Source organism: Microbispora sp. NBRC 16548, from assembly GCF_030268985.1.
In the GTDB taxonomy this organism is placed as follows: domain Bacteria; phylum Actinomycetota; class Actinomycetes; order Streptosporangiales; family Streptosporangiaceae; genus Microbispora; species Microbispora catharanthi.
In genome coordinates this window covers 894,599-920,483 of record NZ_BSSF01000001.1, presented here as the reverse complement: position 1 = coordinate 920,483, position 25,885 = coordinate 894,599, and the positions used below count along the sequence as shown (strand labels likewise).

The 25,885-nt window shown below is 73.2% G+C and carries 18 protein-coding genes, 2 tRNA genes and 1 pseudogene; 7 read left to right on the top strand and 14 right to left on the bottom strand.

The features are described 5' to 3' along the window. The first annotated feature begins 95 nt into the window (after positions 1–95). Together QSK36_RS04095 and QSK36_RS04090 are read left to right on the top strand one after the other, a co-directional pair. Positions 96–167 (top strand) — tRNA-Gly (locus tag QSK36_RS04095). Positions 168–192: 25 nt separating this feature from the next. After that, positions 193–267 (top strand) — tRNA-Val (locus QSK36_RS04090). A 487-nt stretch (positions 268–754) separates the two neighbouring features. On the opposite strand, the gene QSK36_RS04085 is transcribed toward QSK36_RS04090, so the two are convergent. Continuing rightward, positions 755–1,480 (bottom strand): hypothetical protein, encoded by a 726-nt coding sequence (locus QSK36_RS04085; RefSeq protein WP_183536792.1) that lies wholly within the window; start codon positions 1,478–1,480, stop codon positions 755–757. A 115-nt stretch (positions 1,481–1,595) separates the two neighbouring features. Further along, the gene (locus QSK36_RS04080) at positions 1,596–4,082 is read right to left on the bottom strand and encodes a molybdopterin oxidoreductase family protein (protein WP_285781388.1); all 2,487 of its coding nucleotides are present in this window, start codon (positions 4,080–4,082) and stop codon (positions 1,596–1,598) included. A 228-nt stretch (positions 4,083–4,310) separates the two neighbouring features. On the opposite strand from QSK36_RS04080, the gene QSK36_RS04075 reads away from it, so the two are divergent. The 3 genes from QSK36_RS04075 to QSK36_RS04065 all read left to right on the top strand — a co-directional run bounded on the left by QSK36_RS04075 (position 4,311) and on the right by QSK36_RS04065 (position 11,093). After that, entirely contained in the window at positions 4,311–7,250 is a 2,940-nt protein-coding gene (locus QSK36_RS04075) for a helix-turn-helix transcriptional regulator (protein WP_285781387.1), read from the top strand. 81 nt (positions 7,251–7,331) lie between these two features. Then, positions 7,332–8,453: an alpha/beta fold hydrolase gene (locus tag QSK36_RS04070; RefSeq protein WP_285781386.1), complete on the top strand. Its 1,122-nt coding sequence runs from the start codon at positions 7,332–7,334 to the stop codon at positions 8,451–8,453. Between the two features lie 21 nt (positions 8,454–8,474). Further along, the gene (locus QSK36_RS04065) at positions 8,475–11,093 is read left to right on the top strand and encodes a GMC oxidoreductase (RefSeq protein WP_285781385.1); all 2,619 of its coding nucleotides are present in this window, start codon (positions 8,475–8,477) and stop codon (positions 11,091–11,093) included. On the opposite strand, the gene ligD is transcribed toward QSK36_RS04065, so the two are convergent. Continuing rightward, the gene (ligD, locus tag QSK36_RS04060) at positions 11,069–12,256 is read right to left on the bottom strand and encodes a non-homologous end-joining DNA ligase (RefSeq protein ID WP_285781384.1); all 1,188 of its coding nucleotides are present in this window, start codon (positions 12,254–12,256) and stop codon (positions 11,069–11,071) included. The two genes, QSK36_RS04065 and ligD, sit on opposite strands and share 25 nt — an antisense overlap. 162 nt (positions 12,257–12,418) lie before the next feature. Between ligD and QSK36_RS04055 the strand changes: the two genes are divergently transcribed. Beyond that, positions 12,419–13,777 (top strand): cytochrome P450, encoded by a 1,359-nt coding sequence (locus tag QSK36_RS04055; protein WP_285781383.1) that lies wholly within the window; start codon positions 12,419–12,421, stop codon positions 13,775–13,777. 1 nt (position 13,778) lies between these two features. Here QSK36_RS04055 and QSK36_RS04050 read toward each other — a convergent pair whose 3' ends face one another. From QSK36_RS04050 to QSK36_RS04000, 11 genes and pseudogenes are all read right to left on the bottom strand, one after another. After that, positions 13,779–16,085, bottom strand: coding sequence for a DUF4132 domain-containing protein (locus QSK36_RS04050; protein ID WP_285781382.1), 2,307 nt, complete (start codon positions 16,083–16,085; stop codon positions 13,779–13,781). Positions 16,086–16,185: 100 nt separating this feature from the next. Continuing rightward, positions 16,186–16,566, bottom strand: coding sequence for a hypothetical protein (locus QSK36_RS04045; RefSeq protein WP_225898035.1), 381 nt, complete (start codon positions 16,564–16,566; stop codon positions 16,186–16,188). A 99-nt stretch (positions 16,567–16,665) separates the two neighbouring features. Next, positions 16,666–17,616 (bottom strand): DUF2332 domain-containing protein, encoded by a 951-nt coding sequence (locus tag QSK36_RS04040; protein WP_285781381.1) that lies wholly within the window; start codon positions 17,614–17,616, stop codon positions 16,666–16,668. 66 nt (positions 17,617–17,682) lie between these two features. Further along, on the bottom strand, positions 17,683–18,645 hold the full coding sequence (locus QSK36_RS04035) for a sugar phosphate isomerase/epimerase family protein (protein WP_285781380.1): 963 nt from the start codon (positions 18,643–18,645) through the stop codon (positions 17,683–17,685). Further along, positions 18,642–19,580: a UTRA domain-containing protein gene (locus QSK36_RS04030; protein ID WP_285781379.1), complete on the bottom strand. Its 939-nt coding sequence runs from the start codon at positions 19,578–19,580 to the stop codon at positions 18,642–18,644. The genes QSK36_RS04035 and QSK36_RS04030 overlap by 4 nt, the downstream gene beginning before the upstream one ends. Beyond that, positions 19,577–19,951, bottom strand: a complete 375-nt coding sequence (locus tag QSK36_RS04025; protein WP_285781378.1) for a helix-turn-helix domain-containing protein — start codon at positions 19,949–19,951, stop codon at positions 19,577–19,579. The genes QSK36_RS04030 and QSK36_RS04025 overlap by 4 nt, the downstream gene beginning before the upstream one ends. Next, a pseudogene (gene tnpA / locus QSK36_RS04020) lies at positions 19,952–20,355 on the bottom strand (IS200/IS605 family transposase). A gap of 83 nt (positions 20,356–20,438) precedes the next feature. Then, positions 20,439–21,203: a 3-oxoacyl-ACP reductase FabG gene (gene fabG, locus QSK36_RS04015; protein ID WP_285781377.1), complete on the bottom strand. Its 765-nt coding sequence runs from the start codon at positions 21,201–21,203 to the stop codon at positions 20,439–20,441. Positions 21,204–21,212: 9 nt separating this feature from the next. Beyond that, complete coding sequence (locus tag QSK36_RS04010) at positions 21,213–22,214, bottom strand: phosphotransferase enzyme family protein (protein WP_285781376.1); 1,002 nt, start codon at positions 22,212–22,214, stop codon at positions 21,213–21,215. Between the two features lie 8 nt (positions 22,215–22,222). Continuing rightward, positions 22,223–22,885: a hypothetical protein gene (locus tag QSK36_RS04005; RefSeq protein ID WP_502883280.1), complete on the bottom strand. Its 663-nt coding sequence runs from the start codon at positions 22,883–22,885 to the stop codon at positions 22,223–22,225. An 81-nt stretch (positions 22,886–22,966) separates the two neighbouring features. Further along, positions 22,967–23,131: a hypothetical protein gene (locus QSK36_RS04000; protein WP_285781374.1), complete on the bottom strand. Its 165-nt coding sequence runs from the start codon at positions 23,129–23,131 to the stop codon at positions 22,967–22,969. A 590-nt stretch (positions 23,132–23,721) separates the two neighbouring features. Here QSK36_RS04000 and fusA point away from each other — a divergent pair. Beyond that, a complete protein-coding gene (fusA, locus tag QSK36_RS03995) occupies positions 23,722–25,821 on the top strand; it encodes an elongation factor G (protein WP_285781373.1) in 2,100 nt (699 codons plus the stop codon). The last annotated feature ends 64 nt before the right edge of the window (positions 25,822–25,885 follow it).

Genomic DNA, 25,885 nt, shown 5'->3' with positions numbered 1-25,885 from the left:
CGTCCGCGTACGGGGATCGGAGGCAGTTGGCACCGGCACCCCCGGGGATCCGCTAGAGTTGTTCACGCGTCGCCGGGGAAACCCGAGCGATGGCTGCGGAAGTGGCTCAGTGGTAGAGCATCACCTTGCCAAGGTGAGGGTCGCGGGTTCGAATCCCGTCTTCCGCTCGGAGCCCGGACGACATCCGGGCACGGACGATTAGCTCAGCGGGAGAGCGCTTCCCTGACACGGAAGAGGTCACTGGTTCAATCCCAGTATCGTCCACCACGACTCGAAGGCCGGATCCCAGCGGATCCGGCCTTCGGCGTTCCGGCCGCCAGTGGCCGTACGAAACGGAAAGCGCCGCCGCCGAACGCCCGTGCCGACTGACCGGCCGGGCGGGCCACGACGACGCGCTCGACCGGCCCATCATGGCCAGGGAGGTGACGCTCTCCGGCGTGGCCTAGCGCGGGTAGGCGCTCGCTCCTGCGGTCGTTCGCGCCGGCGCCGGCTGCTGGGACATGCGGCCAGCGCCGGCGAACGCGCGGCGCGCTCGCCTTTCGGGGCGAAGCTTTCCCGCCGCCACCGGTACGCCCCCGCCATGAGCACCGGTACCACGATGAGCGCGGCCGATCTCTGCCGGTTCCGGCGCCGAGATAATCTTCTATCAATTGCCCTGTATGAGCACAATCCATTTTCCCGAAATCCTATGACGATCACCTGGATTTCCGCTTAATGACGGGCTTTGTCGCCATTTTCCCTAACGCGGGGCATGTCACGAGACGACGAGAACCTGCGGCGCGGCCTGCCGCATCCGGGTGCGCAGCCAGAGCAATTGGACGGCCGTCTCGGAGGCGCAGTGGCGGGTGAGGCCGAGCAGTTCGTCGTCCCTGAGACCGCGGGCGGCCTGCGCGGCGACGCTCCAGGACAGGTCGCACTCGGTGGCGAGGAGGTACAGCCCGTGCAGGTCCCGCAGCAGCGCGAGGCCGCCACCGTCCCCGCCTCGCCCGGGCGTCGCGCGCGGGCGCCGGCCCGGCCCCGCGTCCGCGCCCTCGGCGCCCGCCCGCTCCCGTTCCCCTGCCCCGCGAACCACGCGCTGGAGGTCCGGCGTCTCCAGGCCCCCCGGATCCAAATGACTCGGATCCAAATGACCCGGATCGAAATGACCCGCGTCGAAACCCGCGGCGTCGAACCCGTCGAAACCCGCCGCCTCCAGGCGCGGCACCTCCAGGCCGGGCGGCCGCAGCCCCGCCGTCCTCGGCCCGGCCTCGACCGCACGCGGCTCCCCGGAAAGCGGAGCGCGGGAGCCCCCGGCGCGGTACCGCCGCAGGAAGGGCTCCAGCCGCTCGGCGTGGTCGCCGCACTGCGCGGCCAGGCGCTCGCAGACGCCGCCCAGATCCGGCTCCCGGGGATGGCCGCGCCGCAGCGCGCGGAATCCGGACGACAGCGCGTGCTGCGTGCGGGACAGCGTCTCCAGGTAGCGCGCCAGATGCTCGCTCACGGATCGTCCCATCCGCGGGCGGCGTCCCCCCAAGCGGTGCGTGTGCCTGCAAGGATCATGTCTCGTCGCTTCCTTCCGGTAGGCCGACCCACCTCGTCTCCGGCGATCGCGGACGTCAGACCTCCTCGTATCGTTCCGGCGCCTCCCCTCCTCCGGCTGCGGCCGTCACCTCGGGCCGCGCGGTCACACCGCAGCCGAGGCGCGTGGCGGCGGCCGAGTAGAGTCCCTCCCCCACGGCGGCCTCCCCGCGCCGCCCGGCCTTCACCAGCCGGACAGCCGCGGGCGTGCGCAGCGGCCGGCGGGACACCGGGTCCCACCCGGTGAGCGTCAGCTCCGCCACCGCCCGCGTCACGGCCTCGCCCTGCCCGTCGAGCGGCAGGACCACGGCCCCCGGGCGTACGCCCGACAGGCACGCGACGGCCTCCAGCACGCCGAGAGGCGACTCGACCCGGACGAGGTCGCCGTCCTCGACGCCGAGCGCCGCGGCGTCGCCGGGGTGGACCTCCAGGCGCGGCTCGGCCGGGAACGGCTCCGGCACGGCGTCGCCGAGACGGGCCGGCCGGGCCGGAAAGCGGCGCGGCCCCGGGCGGGTGACGAGGACCAAGGGGTGCTCGTCGTCGGCGACCTCGGGAGACGGCTCGAAGTCGGCGGCGTGGAGGAAGGCCCGTCCCCCGGGGTTCTCCGCGCGGTACCGCTCCTCGCCGTACTCGGCCCCCGTGGCGAGGTCGGCCCCGAACGTCTGGCAGTCCTCCGGCCCGGTGGCGAAGCGGCCCCCGGCGTACAGACGCTCGATGCCGTGGGAGCTGGACGGCGTGCAGGGCCACTGGACGCCGCCGGTCCGCAGCCGGTCGTAGGTGATCCCGGTGTGGTCGCAGGGACGGCCTCTGGAGCACGCCTTCCACGCCTCGAACGCCGACTCCGCGTCTGTCCAGCGCACGAGCGGCCGGCCGTCCCGGTCGCGCAGGTCCATCCGCCGCGCGTAGTCGAGCAGGATGTCGAGGTCCGCCCTGGCCTCCCCCGGCGGCTCGACCGCCTTCTCGCACAGGTGCACCGTGCGGTCGGCGCCGGTGACGGTGCCGGTCTTCTCGCCCCAGACCGCCGCCGGGAGCACCACGTCGGCCAGCCGCGCGGTCTCGGTCAGGTACGGATCCTGGACGACGACGAACAGGTCCTCCCTCGCGAGGATCCGGTCGAGGCCGGGCATCGTGGCCGCCGGATCGGACGCCGTGATCCACAGCAGCCCGACCGAGCCCTCCTCGGCGTACCTGAGGATCTGGGTCGCGTGCGTGGCCGGCCCCCACTGCGGGATGACGGCGGGGTCGACGTTCCACAGGTCCGCCAGCTCGCGCACGTGCCCCGCGTCGGCCCAGTTGCGCAGCCCGGGCAGGTCCGCGGCCGATCCCGCCTCCAGCGCGTCGCACCCGGGCCCGCCGAGCTGGAACAGCCCGGCCCCCGGACGGCCGAGCATGCCGCGCAGCAGGTGGACGTTGTTGACCTGGCAGGCGGCGGCGGTCGCCTGGTTGGAGCCCAGGAAGGCCGGGCCCACGGCCGACACCAGCCGTTCGGCCGCGCCCAGGATCTCGGCGGCCTGCTCGATCTGCCCGACCGGCACCGCGCAGATCTCCGCCGCCCGTTTGGCGGGGTAGGCCTCGACGATGCGCCACAGCCGTTCGAACCCCACGGTGTGCGCGGCGACGTAGGCCGCGTCGTGCCAGCCACCGGCGATCAGCTCGTGCAGAAGGCCGTTGAGGAGGGCCACGTTGGTGCCGGGACGCACGGCGAGGTGGACGTCGGCCTCCCTGGCCGCCGCCGTCCCCTCCGGGCCCACCGCGATCATGGCGGGCGGACTGGATCCGAGCCGCCGGTCGAGCATGCGCTCCCACAGCACGGGATGGGTGGCGGCGCAGTCGTGTCCCCACAGCGCGAGCGCGTCACAGTGGTCCACGTCGGTGCACGAGCCCGGCTGGCCGTCGGTGCCGAAGCTCGCCGCGAGCGCGGCCGCGGCCGCCGCCGCGCCCCAGCGGGTGTCGCCGTCCATGTGCGGGGTGCCGATCCCCGCCTTGCCGATGACGGCGAGGGTGTAGTGCTCCTCGAGGAACAGCCGCGTGCCGGTGTGGAAGGCGAGGCGGCCCCAGCCGCCGGGGCGGGCGAGCAGTTCCCGCGACCTCGCGGCGACGCGGTCCATCGCGACGTCCCACGTCGCCTCGACCAGCCTCCCGTTCTCGCGCACCAGTGGGCGGGTCAGCCGGCCCGCGCGCGGCTGCCAGGCGTGCCACTCCCGGGGGTCGAGCCTGCCGTGGTTGACGCGGTCACCGGCCCGGCCGCGCACGCCCACGACCCGTCCGCCGCGAACGGCCAGGTCGAGGGCGTCGCCGTTGGAACCCGCCGCGGAGACGGCGGGAACCCAGCGCTCGACGTCCGGCTCGGCGACGCCGTCCTCCGGGAACACGTCCACACGCACCGGCCAGGGGCTGCCGAGGCGGATGACCGGGGGGAGCGCGTCGCGCATGTGGCTCGGCAGGGCCGCGGCCAGCCGTTCCACCGCGTCGGGAGGTCCGTACGGCGTGCGCCGCCCCCTGGGATCGGCGATCCGGTCCAGCACCTGGCACCTCCGCGGTGACGATGTGTGAACGACGCGTCCCGTACCCGGTGCCATGCGCCCCTGATCCCGGAATCGCCCGAACTGACCGGTTCCTTTTCGAATACTTTCCATAGGGTGTCAATGCCGGACCGGCCCCCTGTCCGGGTCTCGTGATCTGTAAAGTGCATTTACTGGGTGTTGTCGGCGCGGCCGGCGGGGGCGGCCCGCGCGTTCGCGTGTGGGGTGCGAATGGACGGACGCACGGCCGGTTCGGTCGTCACGGGCACGTCCGTGCCACTCGTCGGACGGCGGGACGCGCTGACCGCGCTGCGGGGCGCGATGGCCGCGAGCCGCCGCGACGGGTTCCAGTTCCTCGCACTGGCCGGCGAGCCGGGCGCGGGCAAGACGCGGCTGCTCGGCGAGCTCGCGGCGATGGCCGGCGGGGACGGCTTCACCCCGCTGTGGGGACGCGCCGCCGAGTACGAGCAGATGCTCCCCTACAGCGCACTGGTGGACGCGCTCGACGACCATCTCGACGCGCGCCGGGAGGAGGTCGCCCGGACCGTGGGGTCCGGGCAGGCCGCCCTGCTGTCGGGCGTCTTCCCCGGCCTCGCCGCCGACGGAGCCCCGGCCGGCGACGAGCCCGCGCTGGCCGACGACCGCAGCGGCCTGGCCCGATATCGGCTCTACCGGGCCGTACGGCATCTGGTGGGCGCGCTGGCCGGGCCCACCGGCCTGCTGCTGGTCCTCGACGACGTCCATTGGGCCGACGACGGCACGCTCGAGTTCCTCGACCACGTCGTGCGGCACCCGCCCGCCGGCCCGGTGCTGATGGCCGTGGCCTACCGTCCGGCCCAGGCCGCCCCGCGCGTGGCCAGGCTGGCCGCGGCGGCCGGCCCGCGCGGGCACGAGGTCGTGGTCGGTCCCCTCAGCGCGGCCGAGGTCCGGCAGTTCCTCGGCCCCGACGTCAGCAGGGGACGCGGCATGGCGCTGTACGAGGCCAGCGGCGGAAACCCGTTCTACCTGGAGGCGCTGGCCCGGATGGACGGCACCGACGTGACCGAGCTGCCGCCGACCGTGCTCGCCGCGCTCCAGGTCGAGCTGGGCGACCTGTCCCCCGGCGCGCTGCTGGTGGCCCAGGCCGCCGCGGTCGCCGCCGACGAGTTCGAGCCGGCCGTCGCCGCCGTGGCCGCCGAGGTGCTGCCTGCCGCCACGCTGGCCGCGCTGGACGAACTGGTCGAACGCGACATCGTCCGCAGCGTGGGCGCGCGGTTCCGCTTCCGCCACCCCCTCGTGCGGCGCGCCGTCTACGAGTCGGCGGCGGCGGGCTGGCGCCTGGGCGCGCACGCCAGGATCGCGGCCCACCTGGCGGAGCTGGGCGCCCCGGCGACCGTACAGGCCCACCACGTGGAGCATTCCGGGTCGTTCGGCGACCAGCCGGCGGTTGAGGTGCTGGTGGCCGCGGCCCGCGCGGTGACCGCGCACGCGCCTGCCACCTCGGCGCACTGGCTGCAGGCGGCGCTGCGGCTCATGCCGGACGACGCCGCGGCCCGGGAGGACCGGCTCGCCCTGATGCTGGAGCTGAGCTGGGCCCAGGGGATCAGCGGCAGGCTGGCCGAGGGCCGCGACACCGCCCGCGCGCTGCTGCGCATGCTGCCCGAGGACGACTACCCCCGCAGGGGTCGCGCGGCCCGTGTCTGCGCGCTGATGGAGCGCCAGCTCGACCGCCCGCAGGAGGCCAGGGCGCTGCTGCTCGACGAGCTGAGCCGCATGCCCAACCCGCGGGCGGCCGCCGCGGTCCCGATGCGGATGCGCCTGGTCGCCGAGAGCATGATGCGGGTGGACTTCCGGGCCGCCCAGGCCGTGCTCGACCTGATGCCCGACACCGCCGACGACTGGGAGCCCGGGCTCGCGGTCGCGGTGGCGGCGCTGCGCCCGATGCCCGCCCTGGCCGCCCGCCGTACGGACGACGCGCTGCGCTACGCCGAGATCGCCGGCAAGCTGCTCGCCGACGCCCCGGACGAGCACCTGTCCGAGTGGCTGGACGCCATCGCCTGGCTGTGCTGGGCCGAGTCCTACCTGGGCCGGTACGGCGAGGCGCTGCGCCACTTCGACCGGGCGGCGGCCGTCGCACGGTCGACCGGGCAGACCTACATCCTGACCAACCTGCTGGCGGGCCGGGCCAAGACGCTGGTGGCGACGGGCCGCCTGGCGGAGGCCAGGGCCACCGCGGAGGAGTCCGTCGAGGGCGCCCGGTTGCTCGACTCCGGCCAGCAGCTCGTCTTCGCGCTCACCCAGCTCTGCCTGGCCGAGTCGTGGAGCGGCGACGACGAGGCGGCCCTGCGCGCCGGCGAGGAGGCCGTGCGGTGCGGCGTCGGGGCGGGCGAGACCTGGGAGGCCACGGCCCGCTACGCGCGGGGACAGGCCCTGGTCAACGCGGGCCGGTTCGCGGACGGCGTCGAGGCGGTGCTGGACGCGTGCAACCGGTTCGAGTCGCCGCGGGTGGACCCGGGGACGCTGCTCCAGGCGTGCGAGACGCTCGCCTACGCGGACGCCTCCCAGGAGACGAGCACGGAGGCCGGCACAGAGGCCGGCACTGAGGCCGGCACGGAGGCGTCCGCGCGGGCGGCGCAGTGGGCGGCGCTCGCCGTGCGGCTGGAGGAACCACGCCTGCCGGCCTACTGCGGCTTCGCCGCGCTCGCCCGCGCGCACGCGCTGTCCCGTCAGGACCCGTCCGCGGCGGCCGCGGCCGCGGAGGAGGCGGCCCGGCTGCTGGCCGCGGGCGAGCGGCGGCTCGACGCCGGCCGGGCCCTGCTCACCGCCGGGCTCGCGCACCTCGGGACGCCTGGCGGCCGGAGCCGCGCCAGGGAGAACCTGCGTGCCGCGGCCGAGGTCTTCGACTCCTGCGGCGCCCGCGCGCTCAAGGCGCGCACCGAGCGCGAGCTGCGCCGCCTCGGCGTACGGGTGGGCGGCGGCGCGACCACGGCCGCGGGCGGGGAGGCGGCCAGATTCGGGCTGTCCCCCCGGGAGCTGGAGGTGGCGCTGCTGGTCGCCGAGGGACTGACCAACCAGCAGGTCGCCGAGCGGCTCTTCCTCAGCGTCCGTACGGTGGAGACGCACCTGTCGCGGATCTTCACCAAGCTGGAGGTCACCTCCCGGGTCGGCGTGGCGACCGCCCTCACGCGGTGAGTGCCGACAAGTACGGGTTTTCCACGATGTCGCCGCTATGGCTGGTCCTGGGATCGTAGCCCCGGGCAGAAAGGCGATCGAATGGAACACCGCATACCCCGGTTCACGCTCGACGGCGTGCGGGACGCCGAGGTCACGGTTCATCCGTTCGCCACCGAGGACGAGCTGGGGTTACAGCTCACCCGGTTCCGCAGCCACGACACGCCGGCGCAGGGGGCGCCGGACGACGTCGTGCTGCTCGTGCACGGACTGACCTCGTCGAGCGACATGTTCATCATGCCGGAACACACGAACCTGGTCAGGTTCCTGCACGACAGCGGGTTCGGCGACGTGTGGGCGCTGGACTTCCGGATGAGCAACAGGTTTCCGTACACCATGGAGACCCGCAGGCACACGCTGGACGACATCGCCCAGTACGACCACCCGGCAGCACTGCGCGAGATCCGCCGCCACGTGGGGGCGCGGCGGATCCACGTGGTGGCCCACTGCCTGGGGTCGGTGACCTTCCACATGAGCCTGTTCTCCGGGGCCGTGAGCGGGATCGCCAGCGTGGTGGCCAACAGCGTCGCGCTGACGCCCCGGGTGCACCCCTGGGCCCGCCTCAAGCTCGCCCTCGGTCCCGCGCTGCTGGAGTACGGCACGGGCCTGTCCTACCTGGACCCGCGGTTCAGGGACGCGCCCCCGCTGACGCGGCGGTGGCTGCTGGCCCGCGCCCTCTCCTACTTCCATCCCGAGTGCCGGGAGGCGGCCTGCCACATGCAGAGCTTCATGTGGGGCAGCGGCAGGCCCGCGATGTACCGCCACGGGAACCTGACGCCGAGCACGCACCTCCATGAGCGGCTCGCCGACCTCAACGGCGCCAGCGACCTGCACTACTACCGGCACGTGCGGAAGATGGTGGCCGCCGGTCGCGCGGTGAAGTACGACACCGGCGACCCGAGGTTCGCCGCGCTGCCGGACGACTACCTGGTCAACGCGGCCGACGTCGACACGCCGATCCTGTTCGTGACGGGCGACCACAACGACGTCTTCACCGACTCCAACATCGTCTGCCACCACGTCCTGTCGAAGGCGGCGCCGGGGCGGCACGAGCTGCGGATCCTGCCCGGCTACGGGCACATCGACCCCCTGATCGGAAAGAACGCGCACCGGGACGTCTTCCCGCACATCCTCGACTTCCTGAAGCGACACAGCGGTCGCTGACCGCGTCACTGAGAGACATCTATGGAACACGTCGACGCGGTCGTGGTCGGTTCGGGTTTCGGCGGCGCGGTCGCCGCCTGCCGCCTCGCCGAGGCCGGGCTGTCTGTGGTGGTGCTTGAGCGGGGCAGGGCGTACGCGCCGGGCGAATTCCCGCGCGGCCCGGCCCAGCTCGGCCGCGCCTTCTGGGACCCCGCCGAGGGCCTGTACGGGATGTTCGACATCTGGAGCTTCTCCGACTGCGACTCGGTGGTCGCCAGCGGCCTCGGCGGCGGCTCGCTCATCTACGCCAACGTGATGCTGCGCAAGGACGAGGACTGGTTCGTCCACGAACAGGCGCTGCCCGGCGGCGGCTACGAGTCGTGGCCGGTGACCAGGGCCGACCTCGAACCGCACTACGACGCGGTCGAGCGCATGATCGGCGTCTCGCCCTACCCGCTGAGCCATCCCGGCTTCGACGACACGCTGAAGACGCTCGCCATGCGGGACGCGGCGGCCGAGCTGGGGCTCGACTGGCGGCTTCCGCCGCTGGCCGTCAGCTTCGCGCCGTCGCCGGGGGCGCAGCCCTGCCAGGGCGTGCCGCTCACCGGCCCGGCGTACGGCAACCTGCACGGGGTGCCGCGCCGTACGTGCCGGTTGTGCGGCGAGTGCGACCTCGGCTGCAACGACGGCGCGAAGAACAGCCTCGACCACACCTACCTGTCGGCCGCCCGGCACCACGGCGCCGACCTGCGGACGCTGCACGAGGTGCGGCACATCAGGCCGCGCGTGGGCGGCGGCTACGACGTGCAGTACGTCGAGCACATGCCGCGCGGGGACGAGGCGCACGAGGACGGCGACGGGCCGCCACGGTGGACCGGGCCGCACACGATCAGCTGCGACCGGCTCGTCCTGGCCGCCGGCACGTACGGCACGTCATACCTGCTGCTGAAGAACCGGGCGGCCTTCCCCGGCCTGAGCGGGACGATCGGCAGCCGTTTCTGCGGCAACGGGGACATGCTGGCGTTCCTGCTGCGGGCCACCGACCGGAGCAGGACCCGGCCCATCCGGGCGAGCCGCGGGCCGGTCATCACCAGCGCGATCCGGCTCGACGACGGCGCGGACGGGCGCGGCGCCTACATCGAGGACGGCGGCTACCCCGAGTTCGTCGACTACCTGGTCGAGGGCGCGGACATGGGGCCGGGCAGGGTCGCCCGGTTCCTGCTGCGGCGGCTGCGCAACATCCTCACCCACGACACCAACCTGTCGGCGGAGTTCGCCGACCTGATCGGCCGGGGCGAGCTGTCGGGCACCTCGCTGCCGCTGCTCGGCATGGGCCGCGACGTCCCCGACGGGAGGCTGCGCCTGCGCGACGGCCGCCTCGACGTGGACTGGACGACCGAGACCAGCGAGGACTACTACGAGCGGCTGCGTGCGATCATGCGCAGGATCGGCGACGTGCTCGGCGCGGAGTACGCCGACAGCCCGCCGTGGTGGCGCAGGCGGGTCATGACCGTGCATCCGCTGGGCGGCGCGCCGATGGGCCGCCATCCGGGCGAGGGGGTCTGCGACGCGTACGGAGAGGTCTTCGGCTTCCCCGGGCTGTACGTCGCGGACGGCGCGGCGCTGCCGGGGCCGGTCGGCGCCAACCCGTCGCTGACGATCGCCGCGCTCGCCGACCGCATGAGCACCCGGATCCTGGAGTCCCGCGCGTCCCTCGCCGCGCCTTCGACGGGAGTCGAGGCCGTGGGGGTCGAGGCCGTGGGGGTCGAGACCGCGGCGTTGTCCGCCGTGCCGCCGATCGAGGTGGGGGCGGAGGCCGTGCCGGTGGGGACGGCGGCGGCGCGGCCAGCGGCGGCGCGGCCGGCGGCGCAGGCCGGCGCAGTGCCTGACTGTGCGGTGCCGGCCGGTGCGGTGCCGGTCGGCGCAGTGGAGGTCGGCGCTGTGGAGGTTCAGGAGACGATGGGAACACCGGAAACGCAGGCCGTCCCGGAGCCGACGGCCGTCTCCGGCGGCCGTCCCTTCGCCGCCGGACGCGCGGACGAGCCGAGCGTGTTCGAGGGCCGGACCTCGCTGTGGTTCGTGGAGGAGATGCGGGGGCTCCTGAAGCCCGGCCCGCCCGGCGGGACGGCCCGCGGGAGTGGAGCCGGAGGATGCCCGTTCGCCTTCCGTCTCACGATCACGATCGACGACATCGACCGCTTCCTCACCGAGCCCGAGCACGAGGCCAGGGCGGAGGGCTGGATCGAGGCCGACCTGTGCGGGGGCAGGCGGCCGATCGCCCGGGGCTCGTTCAACCTGTTCGTTCCCGGGGAGACGGCCGGGCAGCGGCGCATGTGCTACCGCCTGCGCTTCTGGGACGCCGACGGGCGCCCCCGCACGCTGGCCGGGCACAAGGAGATCCTGCCGGGCAGGCCGACCCGCCTGTGGCTGGACACCTCCACCCTGCACGCCCGCCTGCTTGAGGGGCACGTCGAGGAGGACGGGGACGAGGACGCCGCCGTGGTCGCCGCGGGGACGCTGCGCATCATGCCGTCCGACCTCGTGCGGATGCTCACGACCTTCCGTACGGCCGGGCCGGACGGCACGGCGGCCGTGACCCGCTTCTGCCGGTTCTTCCTCGGCGAGCTGTGGGAGGTCTACGGCCCTGCCCAGGGGTCGTAGTCGACCTCCAGCGGTTCCTGGCCGGGGCGGTCGGGTTCGGGGACGTGGCGGAGGTTGACCCTGATCCTCGTCCAGGTCGAGCTGCGCCCGCGCATCGAGTCGACCAGGACGTCGGCCGGCTGCAGGAGGCGGGCCACCCCGGGATGGCGGGCCTTCCATCGTTCGAGCCCGGCCATCGCCTCGTCCCGCGTGGCGGCCCTGGCGATCTCGACGAGCGGCATGACGGACTGACGCCGCCCCCCTCCGGGCGGGGCGGCGGGCCTGTCCGGCCGCGGCCCCTGGGCCTCGGCCAGCTCCAGCAGGGCGTCCAGGGACCCCGCCCGCTCGTCCATCCCGGCCCACGGGTCGCCCGCCCCGGCGTACCGGTCGGGCATCGACGCGAGCGTGAAGTCCTCCGGCCGGCACCCGGGCACCTCGTCCCAGGCCAGCGGGGCCGAGACGAGGCCGGTCGGCCGTACGGAGTAGGCGGAGGCGACGGTGTGGTCGCGGGCGTTCTGGTTGTAGTCCACGAAGACGCCCTGCCGTTCCTCCTTCCACCACCGGCTGGTGGCGACGTCCGGCTCCCGGCGCTCGATTTCCCTGGCCACGGCCTCGGCGGCCCGCCGTACCTCGCGGAAGGTCCAGCGCGGCTCGATGCGGGCGTAGACGTGGAATCCGCGCGAGCCCGACGTCTTGGGCCAGGCGGTCAGGCCGTGCTCCTCCAGCACGTCCCTGGCGACGAGGGCGACCCGGACGATCTGCTCCCAGCCCACGCCGGGCACGGGGTCGAGGTCGATCCGCAGCTCGTCGGGATGGTCGAGGTCATGGGCCCGTACGGGATGGGGGTTGAGGTCGACGCAGCCCAGGTTCACCGTCCACAGCAGGTGGGCGAGGTCGCGGATCACCACCTCGTCCGCCGTGCGGCCGGAGGGGTAGCTCAGCTCGACGACCTCCACCCACTCGGGTCGCTTGGCGGGCGCGCGCTTCTGGAAGAACGCCTCGCGGTCGACGCCGTGCACGAAGCGCTTGAGTATCACCGGCCGGTCGGCCACGCCGCGCACCGCCCCCTCCGCGACCACCCGGTAGTAGGAGATCAGGTCGAGCTTCGTGTGCCCGGTCCGCGGGAAGACCACGCGGTCCGGATTCGTGATCTTCACGATCCTGCCGTCGAGCTCCAGCGTCATGCCGCCACACTACGTCGCCGCTCCGCCCCCATCCGGCAGCACGCGTGGGGCCGGGGGCGCTGACATTCGCGGGCGGACGCTCTAAGATCGCCGCCCATACCCCACATATGGCAGGAAAGGCGGGCGCAGGCCTTGGTCTCCGAAAGATGGTCGGCGTCGGCCGTGGAAGGGCTCATCTCGTTGCCGCTGGAGTCCCTGCTCACCAGGGAATACGAAACCGATCCCGCCCCCGTCCACGAGCGCCTGCGCGCCAGGTATGGCCCGGTGGCCCCGGTCGACGTCCTCGGCGTGCCGGTCTGGTTCGTGCTCGGCTACGACGAGGTGCTGCACATCATGCAGAACGCGCGCGACGTGTGGAGCAAGCGCGTGGACCACTGGCGGGCGTACGCGGAGGGGCGCGTTCCCGCCGACTGGCCGCTGCTCGCCCTCCTGCGGGCCGACAACTCGGGTTTCCACGACGGGGAGAGGCATCGGGGTCTGCGCGGCGCCTGGATCGCGGGCCTGCGGCCGTTCCAGGATCCCGGGAGCGAGCAGGCGCAGCGGCTGGAACGCGCCATGGTGAGGTACTGCGACGACCTCGTGGGCGTGATGGCGGAGGCCGGGCCCACCGGGCGGGCCGATCTCGCCGCCCAGTATGGGCGGCCGTTCCCGCTGCTCGTCGCCAACCACCTGCTCGGCGTCACCATCGAGCGGGGCGAGGACATGGTGGAGGACCAGTGGCGCCTGCTGGACGGCCCCGACTCCGCCGGGGCGTACCAGCGGTTGTGTGCCGCCCTCCTCGAACTGGCGACGGTCAAACGGCAGCGGCGCGGCGACGACCTGCCGTCGTACATGATCGAGGCGAAGCCGGATCTCACCGACGAGGAGCTCGCCCGCGAGTTGATGATGCTGTCCGGCTTCCTGGACTTCACCGGCAGCCTGATCTGCAACGTCATCCTCGAGGTGATCACCAATCCCCGGCTCAGGGAGAGCGTGTCGGTCGGCGCGATCGAGGAGGTGGTCAACCGGGTCGCCCTGGCCAACCCGGCGCTGGCCAACCTGACCTTCCGCTACGCCAGGACGGATGTGAAGCTCGGCCGCTTCACGATCGCGGCCGGCGACCCGGTGATGCTGTCCATCGCGGGCGCGCACGCCGACCCCCGGTTCGCCGGAGCGCTCACCCGCGACAGCGTCCGCAGCACCCGCGCCCACCTCGCGTGGGGGGCGGGCCCGCACAGGTGCCCGAGCCAGCGGCTGGCCACGCAGATGTCCACGATCGCGGTGCGCCGCCTGCTCGACCGGTTCTCGGCGCTGAAGCCGGCGATTCCGGCCGACCAGCTTCCCTGGCGTCCCTCCCCCTTCGTCCGCGCGCTGCGCTCCCTGCCCGTGAACTACGAGCTCAGCGCGAGCTTCGCCGGCACGCCCCGGCCCGCGCCGGAGACCGGCGGCGAGCCGTCACCGCCGGTCGCGCAGGACGGCGGCGACGGGCGCCCGAGGTCCGGTCTCCTGGCGTTCCTGCGCAGGCTGCGCCGCGTGCAGTGAGTCACGGACGGATCTGCCGGACGATCGTGGGGTCGGTGATCTCGGTGTCGGCGGCGAGCAGGAAGGCCTTGGACACGATGACCGACAGCATGCCGCCGTCCTCCTCGAAGGGCAGGAAGACCCGGTCACCCGACCCCCGCGGAACGACGCACAGGTAGGCGTCGTTGGGCTCCATCAGGATGTTGCCCGACCCCAGGTGGATCTTGTACGTGCGTAGCTCACCCCGCACCACCAGAAAACGATCGGTCAGCGCGCACCGATCGGCGATCGCCAGCCGCGGCAGCAACCGGGCGAGCGCGTCACGCCGCACCCGGGCGTTCTCGGACAGGTCCCCGAAGCCGTAGGACTGCCAGTAGTCCCGCAGCCGGTCGACTCCCCGGTCGAGCCACTCCGGATCGGCGCCGATCGACGCGACCGCGACGAACAGGTCCACGTCCCGCATCGCCTCGCTGAACACCAGCGGCGGCACCTCGGCGAGCCGCGCCTCACGCCAGCCGTCCCCGGCCATCCGGTGGAAGCGGACCTCGCCGGTGGTGGCGTATCCGTCCTCGTGCCAGAGGTAGTCGTGGAGGAACGTCGCCCGCCAGCCCCCTCCGCCCAGCACCCGCCTGGCCTCTCCGTCGCCGCCGCCGTCCCACGGCCCCAGATAGGGGGCCTGCCACCCACGCTGCTTGAGCAGGGCGTACAGCTTGTGGTAGCCGACCACGTGCCCGGCGAACCGGTTGGAGTAGGTCGCCGTCGTCTCTTCGGCGGGCGTCGGCAGGTACACCTCGCGGAAGGCCTGCTTGAACGGCTGGCGCAGTTCCTTGTCCTGCACGACCTCGCGCCAGGCCCGCACCTCGTCCGGCGTGGCGCGGGCCGGATGCCACAGCCGCACGGGGACGTCCGGCACGGTCAGCCCGAGCTCGCTGCGCCACACCCCGGGCGACACCTCGAACTCCCAGATCAGCCGGTCCGCGACCGGATGTCCCTCGAGCTGCCGGTAGGGCGGCGCGACCTGGTGGGCGAACCCGGCCTCCAGCGCCCTGACCAGTGTCTTCTGCTGCCGGCGGACCTGCTTGGCCAGCTCGCGCAGCCGCTTGACCTCCTCGGGGTGCTCCCGTTTGACCGCAGCAGGAACCGTCTTGAGCTTCCTGTCCCCGTGCCACCACGACAACTCGACCTCGCCCTCGACCGAGATGACCGCGGTGTGCTCGCCCAGCGTCTGCCGTACGCGCCCGTCCGGCAGCCGGAAGGCGACCTCGACACGGTCGGCCAGCGCGGGTTCGATGCGCTTGAGCACGCGGTCGAGCTGCTTGGGCACGCCCGCGTGCCGGGTCGCGTCCCTGGCGGCGCGCAGGGCCGAGACGGCCTCGGGGGTCGGGTGGTCCTCGGCCGCGCGGGCGATCTCGAACAGCACCCCCTGTGAGGGCAGGGTCCTGGCCTTGGTGGGCGCCACCGCGACACCGCGCACCAGCCGCTCCAGCGGCTCGGGAAGCCAGGGCTCGTCCCGGAGGAGCGCGATCCGTACGGCGCGGCCGATCGTCTGCTTCTCCCCCACGCCGAACGCCTTCTCCGCGCGGTAGGGCACCTCCCCGGCGTGGATGGCGTCGACGCGGGCCGCGGCCGCCTCCACGATGGTGCAGGTGAAGGCGGCGTAGCCAGGAAGGACGCTCAGCCGCTCCCGGGCGTCGGGCAGCGGCGGCGGGGCGTTGCGGGAGCTTTCCCGCGCGAACTCGGCGAACAGCGCCCGCTGCATGGGGTCCCAGCCGAGCAGCAGCTCAACCTCGGCCACGCCCAGCGGCCCGCGCCCGGCGGTGAGCCGCTCGGCCGCCTGGGCGTCCAGCCCGGCGAGCCCGGCGGCCGCCAGCAGCGAGAAGGGCTCATCGAGCCGATCCTCCTGGAGCAGGCGCTCCACCAGAGCGCGGGCAGGATCTGCCAGCCGGTCGAGCGGCGCGCCCGCGGGGCACCGGACCAGCGCGCCCACTGCGACCCGGATGTCCGCCCGTCGGCCGGCCAGGGCGTCGAACAGGTCGGCGCACGCCTCCGGTGTGAACAGCGGCTGACGCTCACTCGCCTCCCTTTCGATCTCCCACCGCGCCAGAACGGCATCGGCAGGCTCCAAGTCGACGCGGTATGCCGTGGGAAGCAGCGCTCCCAGCTCGTACGCGCTGAGCTGCGAGGCGTCGAGCCCCTGTGCGGCACGCGTGGTGACGCCCGCCATCAGGTCCTGCAGGAGCCGCTCCAGCTGGACAAGCCTCGCGGCCCCCGTCATCAGGTCGTGCAGGAACCGCGCCCGCGGGGACAGGGGCGTGCCATGGAGGTTCATGACAGGACCTGCCTGGTGATCGCGGGGCCGGTGATCTCGGTATCCAGCCTCTCGAACTCGTCCTTGTCGGCCTGGCTCAGGTAGCGCCACGCGTCCAACGTCAGCCTCCGACCAGGGGGACGAGCTTGACGAACGACACCACAGGATCGGCGGTCAGGTCGATCTCCGTGTCGAGGTCCTCGATCTGGCAGTCACCGACCAGCAGCAGGAAGCCGTTGCGGGCGAAGGCGGCCTCGGCGGCGTCGGCCTGCTTCTCCCAGTCGAGCGTGCGAGTGGTGCGCATGCGGTGGCCGTTCAGCTCCGCCTCGGCGTCCGTCGGCGTGACCAGACCGCGAAAGTACGGCGCGGGAGAGGCGTTGTGACGGGCCACCTCCTCGCGGACACGCAGACGCACCAGCTCACGGGCCGTGGTCCGGTCGGGCAGGTCCGGAAGGGAGAACTCGGCCAGAGCGCGGCCTGTCGCGGTCTCATCGCGAAACATCACTGACGCCATCGAACGACTCGTTTCCGTGAAGATCAGAAGATGGCGCAATTCATAGCAGTGACAGGCGACAAACAAGCCGCTCCGCGGCGGGCGGGGTCACGCGAACCAGACCATCGCCTGCCCGTGCGACAGGGTCCAGGCGAGCGGCGTCCCGTCCAGCGCGAGCACGTTGTACAGCGCCGCGCCGGGCGGCTCCGGCAGACCAGGGTGCGGCAAACCAGGGCGCGGCAGCACATCGGGGGCCTCGTTCGCGATCCAGTGCCCCGGCAGCCCGCGGACCACCTCGGCGAACGCCACCCGCCGCGGCGCCGGCACCTGATACAGCACCGAGGTGTGGAACACGACCAGCGTGGCGCCTGCCGGGGCCTTCGCGGCCAGTTCCGACAGGTCGTCCGCCAGGTCGCCGCGCACGAGCAGCGGCGGCTCGGCCGCGGCGACGGCCGCCGCAGCCCGCAGCCGGGCCCGCCGCCGCTCGTGCTCCGGCCAGATGAGGGCGTCGAGCCACTCGACGTCGGCGGGATCGGTCACGTCGAGCGGGTTCAGATCCAGACCGGCCCGCCACACCACGTCGGGTACGCGGGCCGGTAGCGCCACCCCGGTCGCGGCGCAGTCCAGGACCGGTTCGCCGGAGCCGACCAGGTGGTCGCCGTAGCGGTAGCCGTACCGGTCGGGAAAGAGGCACAGCCCGGCCGAGGCCCCGACCTCCAGCAGCGCGAGCGGCTGCGGCAGCGCGGCGAGCACCGGCAGCAGCACCGCGCACCGCCCGGCCTCGTTCGTCTGCGTGGCCCGGGTGCGCATCTCCGCTTCGACCGCCGGCCAGTTGCCCACGGTGTAGTCAAGGAACGCGGCGGGGTCCTCGACCGGGCCGCCGAGGAACCGTACGACGGCGAACAGCAGGTTCGGCTGCCGCTTCGCCGGCGGGAGCGCACCGAGCAGCGCGAGCGTCTCGCGGTCGCGGGAGACCGCGAGCGCCAGGCGTTCGTACGCCGGGGACACGCCGTGGGCCTCTCGTGCGGCGAACTCGGCGTAATTCGCGGCGGTCGTCATACCGCCATCGTCGTCGAGTCCTGCCTCTGGCGCGCGCCCGGCGGGGCGTGATCAGGCGGGGCGAGATCAGGCGAGGCCGGCGGCGCGGAGGGCCTCGCCGAAGGTGGCACGGTTGGCCCTCTGGTCGGCGACGGCCCGCGCCAGGGCCTCGGTGTCCGAGGCGCGGAAGGCCGGGACGTCCTGCTCGATCACGATCCAGCCCTCGTAACCCGACCGCCGCAGCTCGGCCAGCACGGCGGGCAGGTCCAGGTCGCCCTGCCCGAGCGGCGGGAAGCCGCCCGCCGCGACCAGGTCCCACAGGTCGCCGCCGCCCGCGCGGATCCGGGCGAGGACGTCTCGGGAGGCGTCCTTGACGTGCACCTGGCGGATGCGCGAGGACCAGTCGCGGATGGCCGCCACCGGGTTGCCCCCGGCCAGCCACAGGTGCCCGGTGTCCAGGCACAGAGAGACGTCCGTCGAGCCGAGCAGCCGCTCGATCTCCTCGGGCGTCTCCACGTCGGTGCCCAGATGGTGGTGGAAGACGGGTTCCAGGCCGCGGTCGCGGCAGCGGGCCGCCGCCTCGCCGATCCGCCCGGCGTACGCGGGCCAGTCGTCGTCGGGCAGGGAGAGCCTCGGGTCGGCCGGCATGCCGGGACGGGCGAACCGCTCGGGCCGGTCCGGGCAGGCGAGCGTCGGTCGCGGCGCGAACCGTGGATCGGCCGCCCCGGCCCCGGCGTCGCCGGCGGCGGTGAACACGTCGAGGGCGGCGTCGAGGGCGGCCAGGTCCTCGCGGAAGCCGTCCGGGTCGTCGTAGCGCAGGTCCACCCAGCCGCCGGCCAGCCCGAGACCGTGCGCCGCGAGCCGCTCGGGAAGGATCGGTGCCGTGCCCAGGTATCCGATCGGCCCGGAGTCGGTGCCGTCGTACCCGGCCTCGCGCATCGTCGCGAGCAACTCCTGCGACCCGAGCGGCGCGCCGTCGGCGCGGTAGACGCCGAAGCTGACGGGCGCGCTCGCCACCCGCACCGCCCAGGAATCCGTGCGTGCCGTCACCCCGTCACCTCCGGGAAGCGCACGAGCCGGCCCTGCTCGCGGGCGGAGTGCGTGGCGCCGGTGGCGCCGCTGACGTGGACGAGGACGCGGGTGCGGTCGCCCCTGAAGACGTCCTGGGAGAACTCGAAGGCCCGGCCCTGCTCGTCGGAGGTCGTGCGGGTGATGGCCAGGACCGGCACGCCGGGCTCCACACCGAGCACCGCCGCCTCCTCCTCTCCCGCCGCCACCGCCTCGATGCGTTCGAGCGCGTCGGCGGGCCGCACGCCGTACCGCTCGGCGAGCAGCCCGCGGTGAAGCCCTGTTCGCGCAGCAGCACCGGCACGCCGACCACGCTCGACAGGTCGCGCTCCACCTTGCCGCCGCTGACGAACGTCCCGCCGCCAGGCGGTCAGCAGCCCGCGCCAGCCCTTGGCGAGGATGGCCCGGTTCAGCCCCGCTTTCTGACGAACGCGGGACCCGGGCCGCTCCATGGTGCCCTTGGCACTGGCCGTCATGTTCTTGACCTTCAGGTCCTCGACCACGACCAGCCCGTGGTCACGGGTCAGCCGATTCGCCGTCCAGGCGAGGAAGTCGGCGCGCCGGTTGCGGATGCGGGCGTTCAGTCTCGCCAGCTTCGCCCGTGCGACCGCGCGCCGCATGGACTCTTTCCGCTGCCGGGCGAGCTGCTGCTGAAGCCGCTTCAGCCGAATCGTCTCCCCGGGCGTGAAGAACTCGCGGTCACACATCCATCCGCCCGAGGTGACCACAGCGACCTTGACGCCTCGGTCCACACCGACAGGCGGCTTGCCGTTCGGCGCGAGCTCCACCAGCCCGTCTTCCACGCAGAACGCGATGTACCAGCGTCTGCCGTCCTTCAGCACTGTGGCGTTGCGGAGCCGACCGCCGAGCGGACGCGTCCACCGGATACGGACCCAGCCAAGTTTGGGTAATCTCACCCGGCCCCACCGGTGTGACACGCGCTCGACAGCCAGGTGTCCAGGGTCGGGGAACGGAACGACGGCGGGCTCTTGCGTTTGGAACGCCAGCGGACCTTGAACGTGCCGCGCGTCTTGCATGCCTTCTCCAGGTCGCGCAGCGTCTGCTGAAGCGTGTGCGACGGGGCTTCGGCCAGCCATGGGAAGTCTTTCTTCGCTTCGGCCAGTTGCCTGGCCTGCTCCACATAGCCGGTGAACGCCCCACGCTGCCTGTAGGCCCGGCGCTGCTCCAACGCGGTGTTCCACACCGCACGGCAGGCGTCGCCGATGAGTTCGGCGAGGGTCTCCTGCTCTGGGGTGAACGCCAGCAGGTAGCGGCGGCCGGTCAGCATTCAACGGCCCTTCTGCTGCTCGACGTACCGCTTCACCATGGCCGGGGGTGCGCCGCCAACCGTGGCCACGAAGTAGGAGTTCGTCCACAACGTCGGGAGCTGGGACTTCAGGTGGGGAAATTCCTCACGCAGCACGCGGGACGAGCGACCCTTGATGGCCTTGACCAGCCGGTGAACACCGTATTGCGGATCGACCTCGACCAGCAGATGAACGTGGTCGGGCATGACCTCCATTCGCACCAGCCATGCCCCTTTCTCGTCCACCACCTCGCGGATGAGTTCCTTCAAGCGTTCTTCGATCCGGCCGCCCAGTATGCGCCGCCGGTACTTCGGGCACCACACGACACGACACGGAATGCGCACCGGAAAATGACGTTGCTGTTCGACCGCAGGGTTGCAGCCACGACACACAGTATGCAGCTTAGAGCTATCTAATATCTGAGCATCGCGGGGAATGGGCTTATCGGTCCCTGCGGCTAAGAACGAATTACAATCCGCTCATCGCATCCTGCGATTCGGGCAGGACCTGGCCGCCGTCCACGACCAGCGAGTGCCCGGTGATGAACGCCGCCTCGTCGGTGGCGAGGAACAGGCAGGCGTTGCCGATGTCCTCGACCGAGCCGAGACGCCGCATCGGGATCGCGGCCTCCATCCCGCGCAGGTAGTCGTCCCCCAGGTCGGCCAGTCCCTCCGTCAGGATGTTGCCCGGCAGGACGGCGTTGACCGTGATGCCCTTCGGCGCCAGCTCGATCGCGGCGGTGCGCATGAACCCGAGCTGCCCCGCCTTACTGGCGCCGTAGTGCGACCAGCCCGGCAGGCCGGTGAAGGGACCGGTGATGGAGGAGGTGAGGATGACCCGCCCGTGGCCGGACGCCTCGAGCGCAGGCAGGCACGCGCGGACGCAGAGCATGGTGCCCTTGAGGTTGACGCCGACGACCTCGTCGATGTCGGCCTCGGTCATCTCGGCGAGCTTCTTGTCGGGGAAGATCCCGGCGTTGGCGCACAGCACGCCGACGTCGCCGTGCCGCTCGGCCGCCGTCTCGGCGATGCGCTCGCAGTCCGCGGCCCTGGACACGTCCGCGACCACGTACGACGCGCCGATCTCGGCGGCGGCGGCCTTCAGCGCCTCCTCGTCGCGGCCCGCGATGAGGACGTTCGCGCCGGCGCGGGCGAAGACCCGCGCGATGCCCTTGCCGATGCCCTTGCTGCCGCCGGTCACGACGACCGACCGCCCGGCCACTGGGGTGAACACATGGACTCCTTAGAGTGATCCGCTGAGATAGCGCTCGGCCAGCTCGCAGCTGCCCTGGGTGTAGCCGGCGCCGAGTTCCCTGGCGACGTCGGCGGCCGAATGGGAGCCGATCCACGCGACGAGGAGGAGGCGGCGGAACATGATGAACGTCCAGATCTCGGCCTCGTCCTCCTTCGGGAGGCCGAGCACGGACCGGTAGCCGCGCACCCACGACTCCGCCATGTGCGGCACCTCGGGCCGGTGCTCGATGAAGCTGACGGCGGCGCCGAGGTCGTAGAGGTACCAGCCGAGGCCGCAGTCGTCGAAGTCGATGACGCTCGTCCCCGTCTGGCCGTCCACGAGGAGGTTGGCCAGGCGCAGGTCGGCGTGGATGAGCCCGTACCGGTCGGGGCCCTTGCCGAACCGCTCCAGCCTGCGGCGCAGCTCGGCCTCAAGCCGGGCGAGCACGGCGTGCGCCTCCCTGTCCACGCCGACGCCGTCCTGCCACCTGCCCCACCGGGCCCGCGGGCCGAAGGCGGCGTCAAGGTCCCAGTGGAAGCGGGTGAAGGACGCCGGCCTCGCCCAGGCGCGGGCGTGGCGGTGCATGCGGGCGGTCAGCGCGCCCAGCCGTTCGAACTCCTCCACCAGCCTGTCCTCGGCCGGCTCCGCGCCGGGAAGGAACTCGAACATCACACAGTGACGGGGCTCGGAGCCCGGATCCCGCATGGTGACGACGCGCGACCCGTCACGGGCGGGCAGCACGCGCGGCGTGACGATCCCGGCCTCGTCGCGGAGCGCGTCGAGCCAGGCGAGCTCGCTGGCGATGGCCTCCAGCGAGTGGTAGCCGAGCCGGTGGACCCGCAGGATCGCCCGGCGCCCGCCGTCGCCGACCGTGAAGGTCGCGTTCTCCGAGACGCTGAGCAGCGTCACGGAGGCGTCGGGGGAAACGTCGTAGTGCCGAAGGGCGCGGCGGGCGACCCCCTCGATGCGGGCGAGGACGTCGCCGCCGCCGGACAGGTCGTGGACCTGCATGCGTTCTCCTAAATGATCCTATGGAAGTGTCCGTCAGATCTTCCCCCGCGCCCCCGGATTCCTAGTGGTCGCGGCCCTCCACGGACTCGAGGACCCGGATCGATGGCGTCCCTGGCCGTACGAACCGAGGAGGAGCGGCCGCTGATGTAGAGCCGCCCGGCGGGCCCGATCATCTGCACGTCCACGAGCGTGATGTCCGGCGCCGCCGCCTCGGCCTCGTTGGCCGCCACGGTCGCGAACAGCGCCGGGGTCATCTCGCAGACCAGCAGCGTCTCCCCCGGCAGGACCATCGAGGCCTGCCGGTTGCGGTTGATGAGCACCGCGTGCTGGTCCGTGATGTCCTCGATGACGTCGGTGTAGAGGATCCGGGGCCGCAACTGGTCGCCCGCCGGGGCGCCGATGCCGTCGAGGATCGGCTGCCCGGCCCGCCGTACGTCGCCCAGTGAGGAGCCGTGCACCTCGAGCACGCCGAACTGGCGCTCGACGAACAGGATGCCCGGCTCGACGGACGGCACGGCGCGCAGGGCGAGGTCGATGACCCGCTCGATCGCGAGGCCGGGGGCGACCTCCACGATCAGCACGTGCTGCCCCTCGTACGGCGGGTAGCCCCGGGCCCGGGTGGGCGCGGCCATAGCCGCGGTGAACTGCCGCCGCAGATTCTCCACCAGCAGGTAGACCCGCAGCTCGGCCGTACGCCGCTCCGCGGGAGCCGCCTTGGCGGCGGGACGCGCGCGGGAACGGCAGGGGCGGCGCTACTCACCGGTCGAGAGGTCGAACGCGCGGGCGAGGTCGGCGTGCGGGCGCGCCAGGGGCTCCCGCCCTGCTCGCCCGGCCGCGTCAGGCGAGCAGGGCGACGGCGCGGTGCCCATGCGGCGAGCGGCGAGCGAGGCGTCGGCCGAGCCGGGCGCACTCACCATCCGTCGCGGGCGTCCCCGGTCACCGCTACGCCGTCGCTTACGGGCGGGCGACCGGCGGTTACGCATAGGAGTAGAGCCGCGTGCGCGGAGCCCCGCCCCGGCCGGAGCGAAAAACCGTTTTCCGGCTCGGGGCGGTTTCCGTACACTCGCCACTGATCACGCGCGCCGCCACGGCGCCGCGCGCCTTGACCACGAGAGGGGAGTTGACCGTGCGCCAGCGCATCGCGGTCGTCGTCCTCCGGTCACGGTACGAGGTGATCCTGGTGTCTACGTCGCTTCCCGGTGCCAGCCGCGCGGCCGGCACCGGACGTTCCTGACGAACTCCGCACCCCTGGCCGTGTGGCCGCTCTGTGCCGCTCTGTGCTGCGCTGTGCCGCTCTGTGCTGCACTGCCGCACTGTGCTGCTCTGTGCCACACATAGGCCCGCGCGCCGGTTCCACGTGGCCCGCTCCGCAGGTCGTCCGCCGTCTCCCCGGCGGTCCTGCCATCGCGTCGCCCTGGGGGTCGCCGCCCGGCCCGAATCCGGCCGGTGCTTCTCGTCAGGCCAATCGCGCCCGCCACCGCAGGAACACTTCCCGAAGGGCATGGCCATGCGCGCCGACCTGAACCGCACTCACCTCGTCCCGCTGACCGGCATCCGCAACCTGGGCATCCTCGCCCACGTCGACGCGGGCAAGACCACCGTCACCGAACGGATCCTCTACCTCGCCGGCGCCGTCCACCGGCGCGGCGAGGTGCACGAGGGGACCACCGTCACCGATTTCGACCCCCTGGAGCGCGACCGCGGGATCACCATCTTCGCCGCGGCCGTGAGCTGCCTGTGGGACGGCCACCGGATCAACCTGATCGACACCCCGGGGCACGTGGACTTCTCCGACGAGGTGGAGCGGTCGCTGCGGGTGCTCGACGGCGCGGTCGCGGTGTTCGACGCCGTCGCCGGCGTGGAGCCGCAGAGCGAGTCGGTGTGGCGGCAGGCCGACCGGTACGGCGTGCCGCGCATCGCGTTCGTCAACAAGATGGACCGTGCCGGGGCCGACCTCGACACGGCGGTCGAGTCGATCCGCGAGCGGCTGCGGGTCACCCCGCTGGTCGTCCAGTCGCCCATCGGGCGGGAGGACGGGTTCACCGGCGTGGTGGACCTGCTGCGGATGCGGTCGCTGGTGTGGGACGCCGGCCGTGACACGGTCACGGAGGGCCCGGTGCCGGAAGCCCTCGGGGACGAGGCCCGCCGACGCCGCCGCCTGCTGGAGGAGACGGTGGCCGAGCTCCATCCGGCGGCGCTTGAGGAGTTCTGCGCCCGGCCGGAGATCTCGACGCCGACCCTGACCGCCGCCCTGCGCGACCTGACCCTGCGTGGCGAGGCGGTGGTGGTGCTGTGCGGGTCGGCGTACCGCAACCGGGGTGTCGAGCCGCTGCTTGACGCCGTCGTCGCCTACCTGCCCGCACCGTCCGACGTGCCGCCCGTACGCGCCGCGTGGGACGGGCCCGAGCAGGAGCGGCCCGAGCAGGAGCGGCCCGAGCAGGAGCGGCCCGCCGACCCGGCGGCGCCGTTCGCCGCGCTGGTCTTCAAGGTGCAGGCCGCTCCCACCGGACGGCTGACCTACCTGCGGGTGTACTCGGGGACGATCAGGAGAGGAGACGTCGTGCTGGACGCGGGCGCCCGGCGCACCGAGCGGATCGGGCGCATCCTCCGGGTGCAGGCCGACCGGCACACCGAGACGGACCGGGCCACGGCCGGGGACATCGTCGCGGTGGCCGGGGTCAAGGCGGCCCGCGCCGGAGCGACCCTCTGCGCTCCCGAAGCGCCGTTGATCCTCGAGCCGCCGGTCACGGCCTCGCCGGTGGTCTTCGTGGCCGTCGAGCCGCGCGGGAGCGGCGACGCCGACCGTATCGCGACCGCGCTGGCCCGGATGGCCGACGAGGACCCCTCGCTGTCGGTCCGCACCGACCCCGAGACGGGCCAGATGGTGCTGTCGGGGATGGGCGAGTTGCACCTGGAGGTCGCGGTGGAGAAGCTGCGCCGCACCCACGGGCTCGACGTCGCCGTCGGACGGCCCCGCGTCGCCTACCGGGAGACGGTCGTCCGCGGGGTGTCCGGCCTGCTGTACCGGCACGTCAAGCAGGACGGCGGCGCCGGGCAGTTCGCCCACGTCGTGCTCGACGTGGAGCCGCTTGAGCACGACGCCGGCTTCGTGTTCCGGTCCACGGTCACCGGCGGCCGGGTGCCACGCGAATACGTCGGGGCGGTGGAGGCCGGCTGCCGGGACGCCCTCGCCGAGGGCCCGCTTGGAGGTCATCCCGTGACCGGCCTGCGGGTCACGCTGACCGACGGTGCGACCCACCCGAAGGACTCCTCGGAGATGGCGTTCCGCACGGCCGGGCGGCTCGCGCTGCGGGAGGCGCTGCGTGCCGGTGTGATGGCCCTGCTGGAACCGCTGGCCGAGGTCACGGTCACCGTGCCCGACGACGCCGTCGGCGGGGTGCTGGGCGACCTCGCGGCCAGACGCGGCCGGGTCACCGGTTCGGCGGCGCGGGCGGGCACGGTCGTGGTCACCGCGGCCGTGCCGCTGGCCGAGCTGTTCGGGTACGCGACCCGGCTCCGCGGCCGGACCCAGGGCAGGGGCGCCTTCACCAGCCGCCCCGCGGGCTATGCCCAGGTGACCGGTACGGCCACGGGCCTGACACGGTAGGCGCCTCGTCGCGGTCCCGCCCGCGCCTCAGCGCGGGCGGGACCGTTCCCGTCCCCCGCCGACG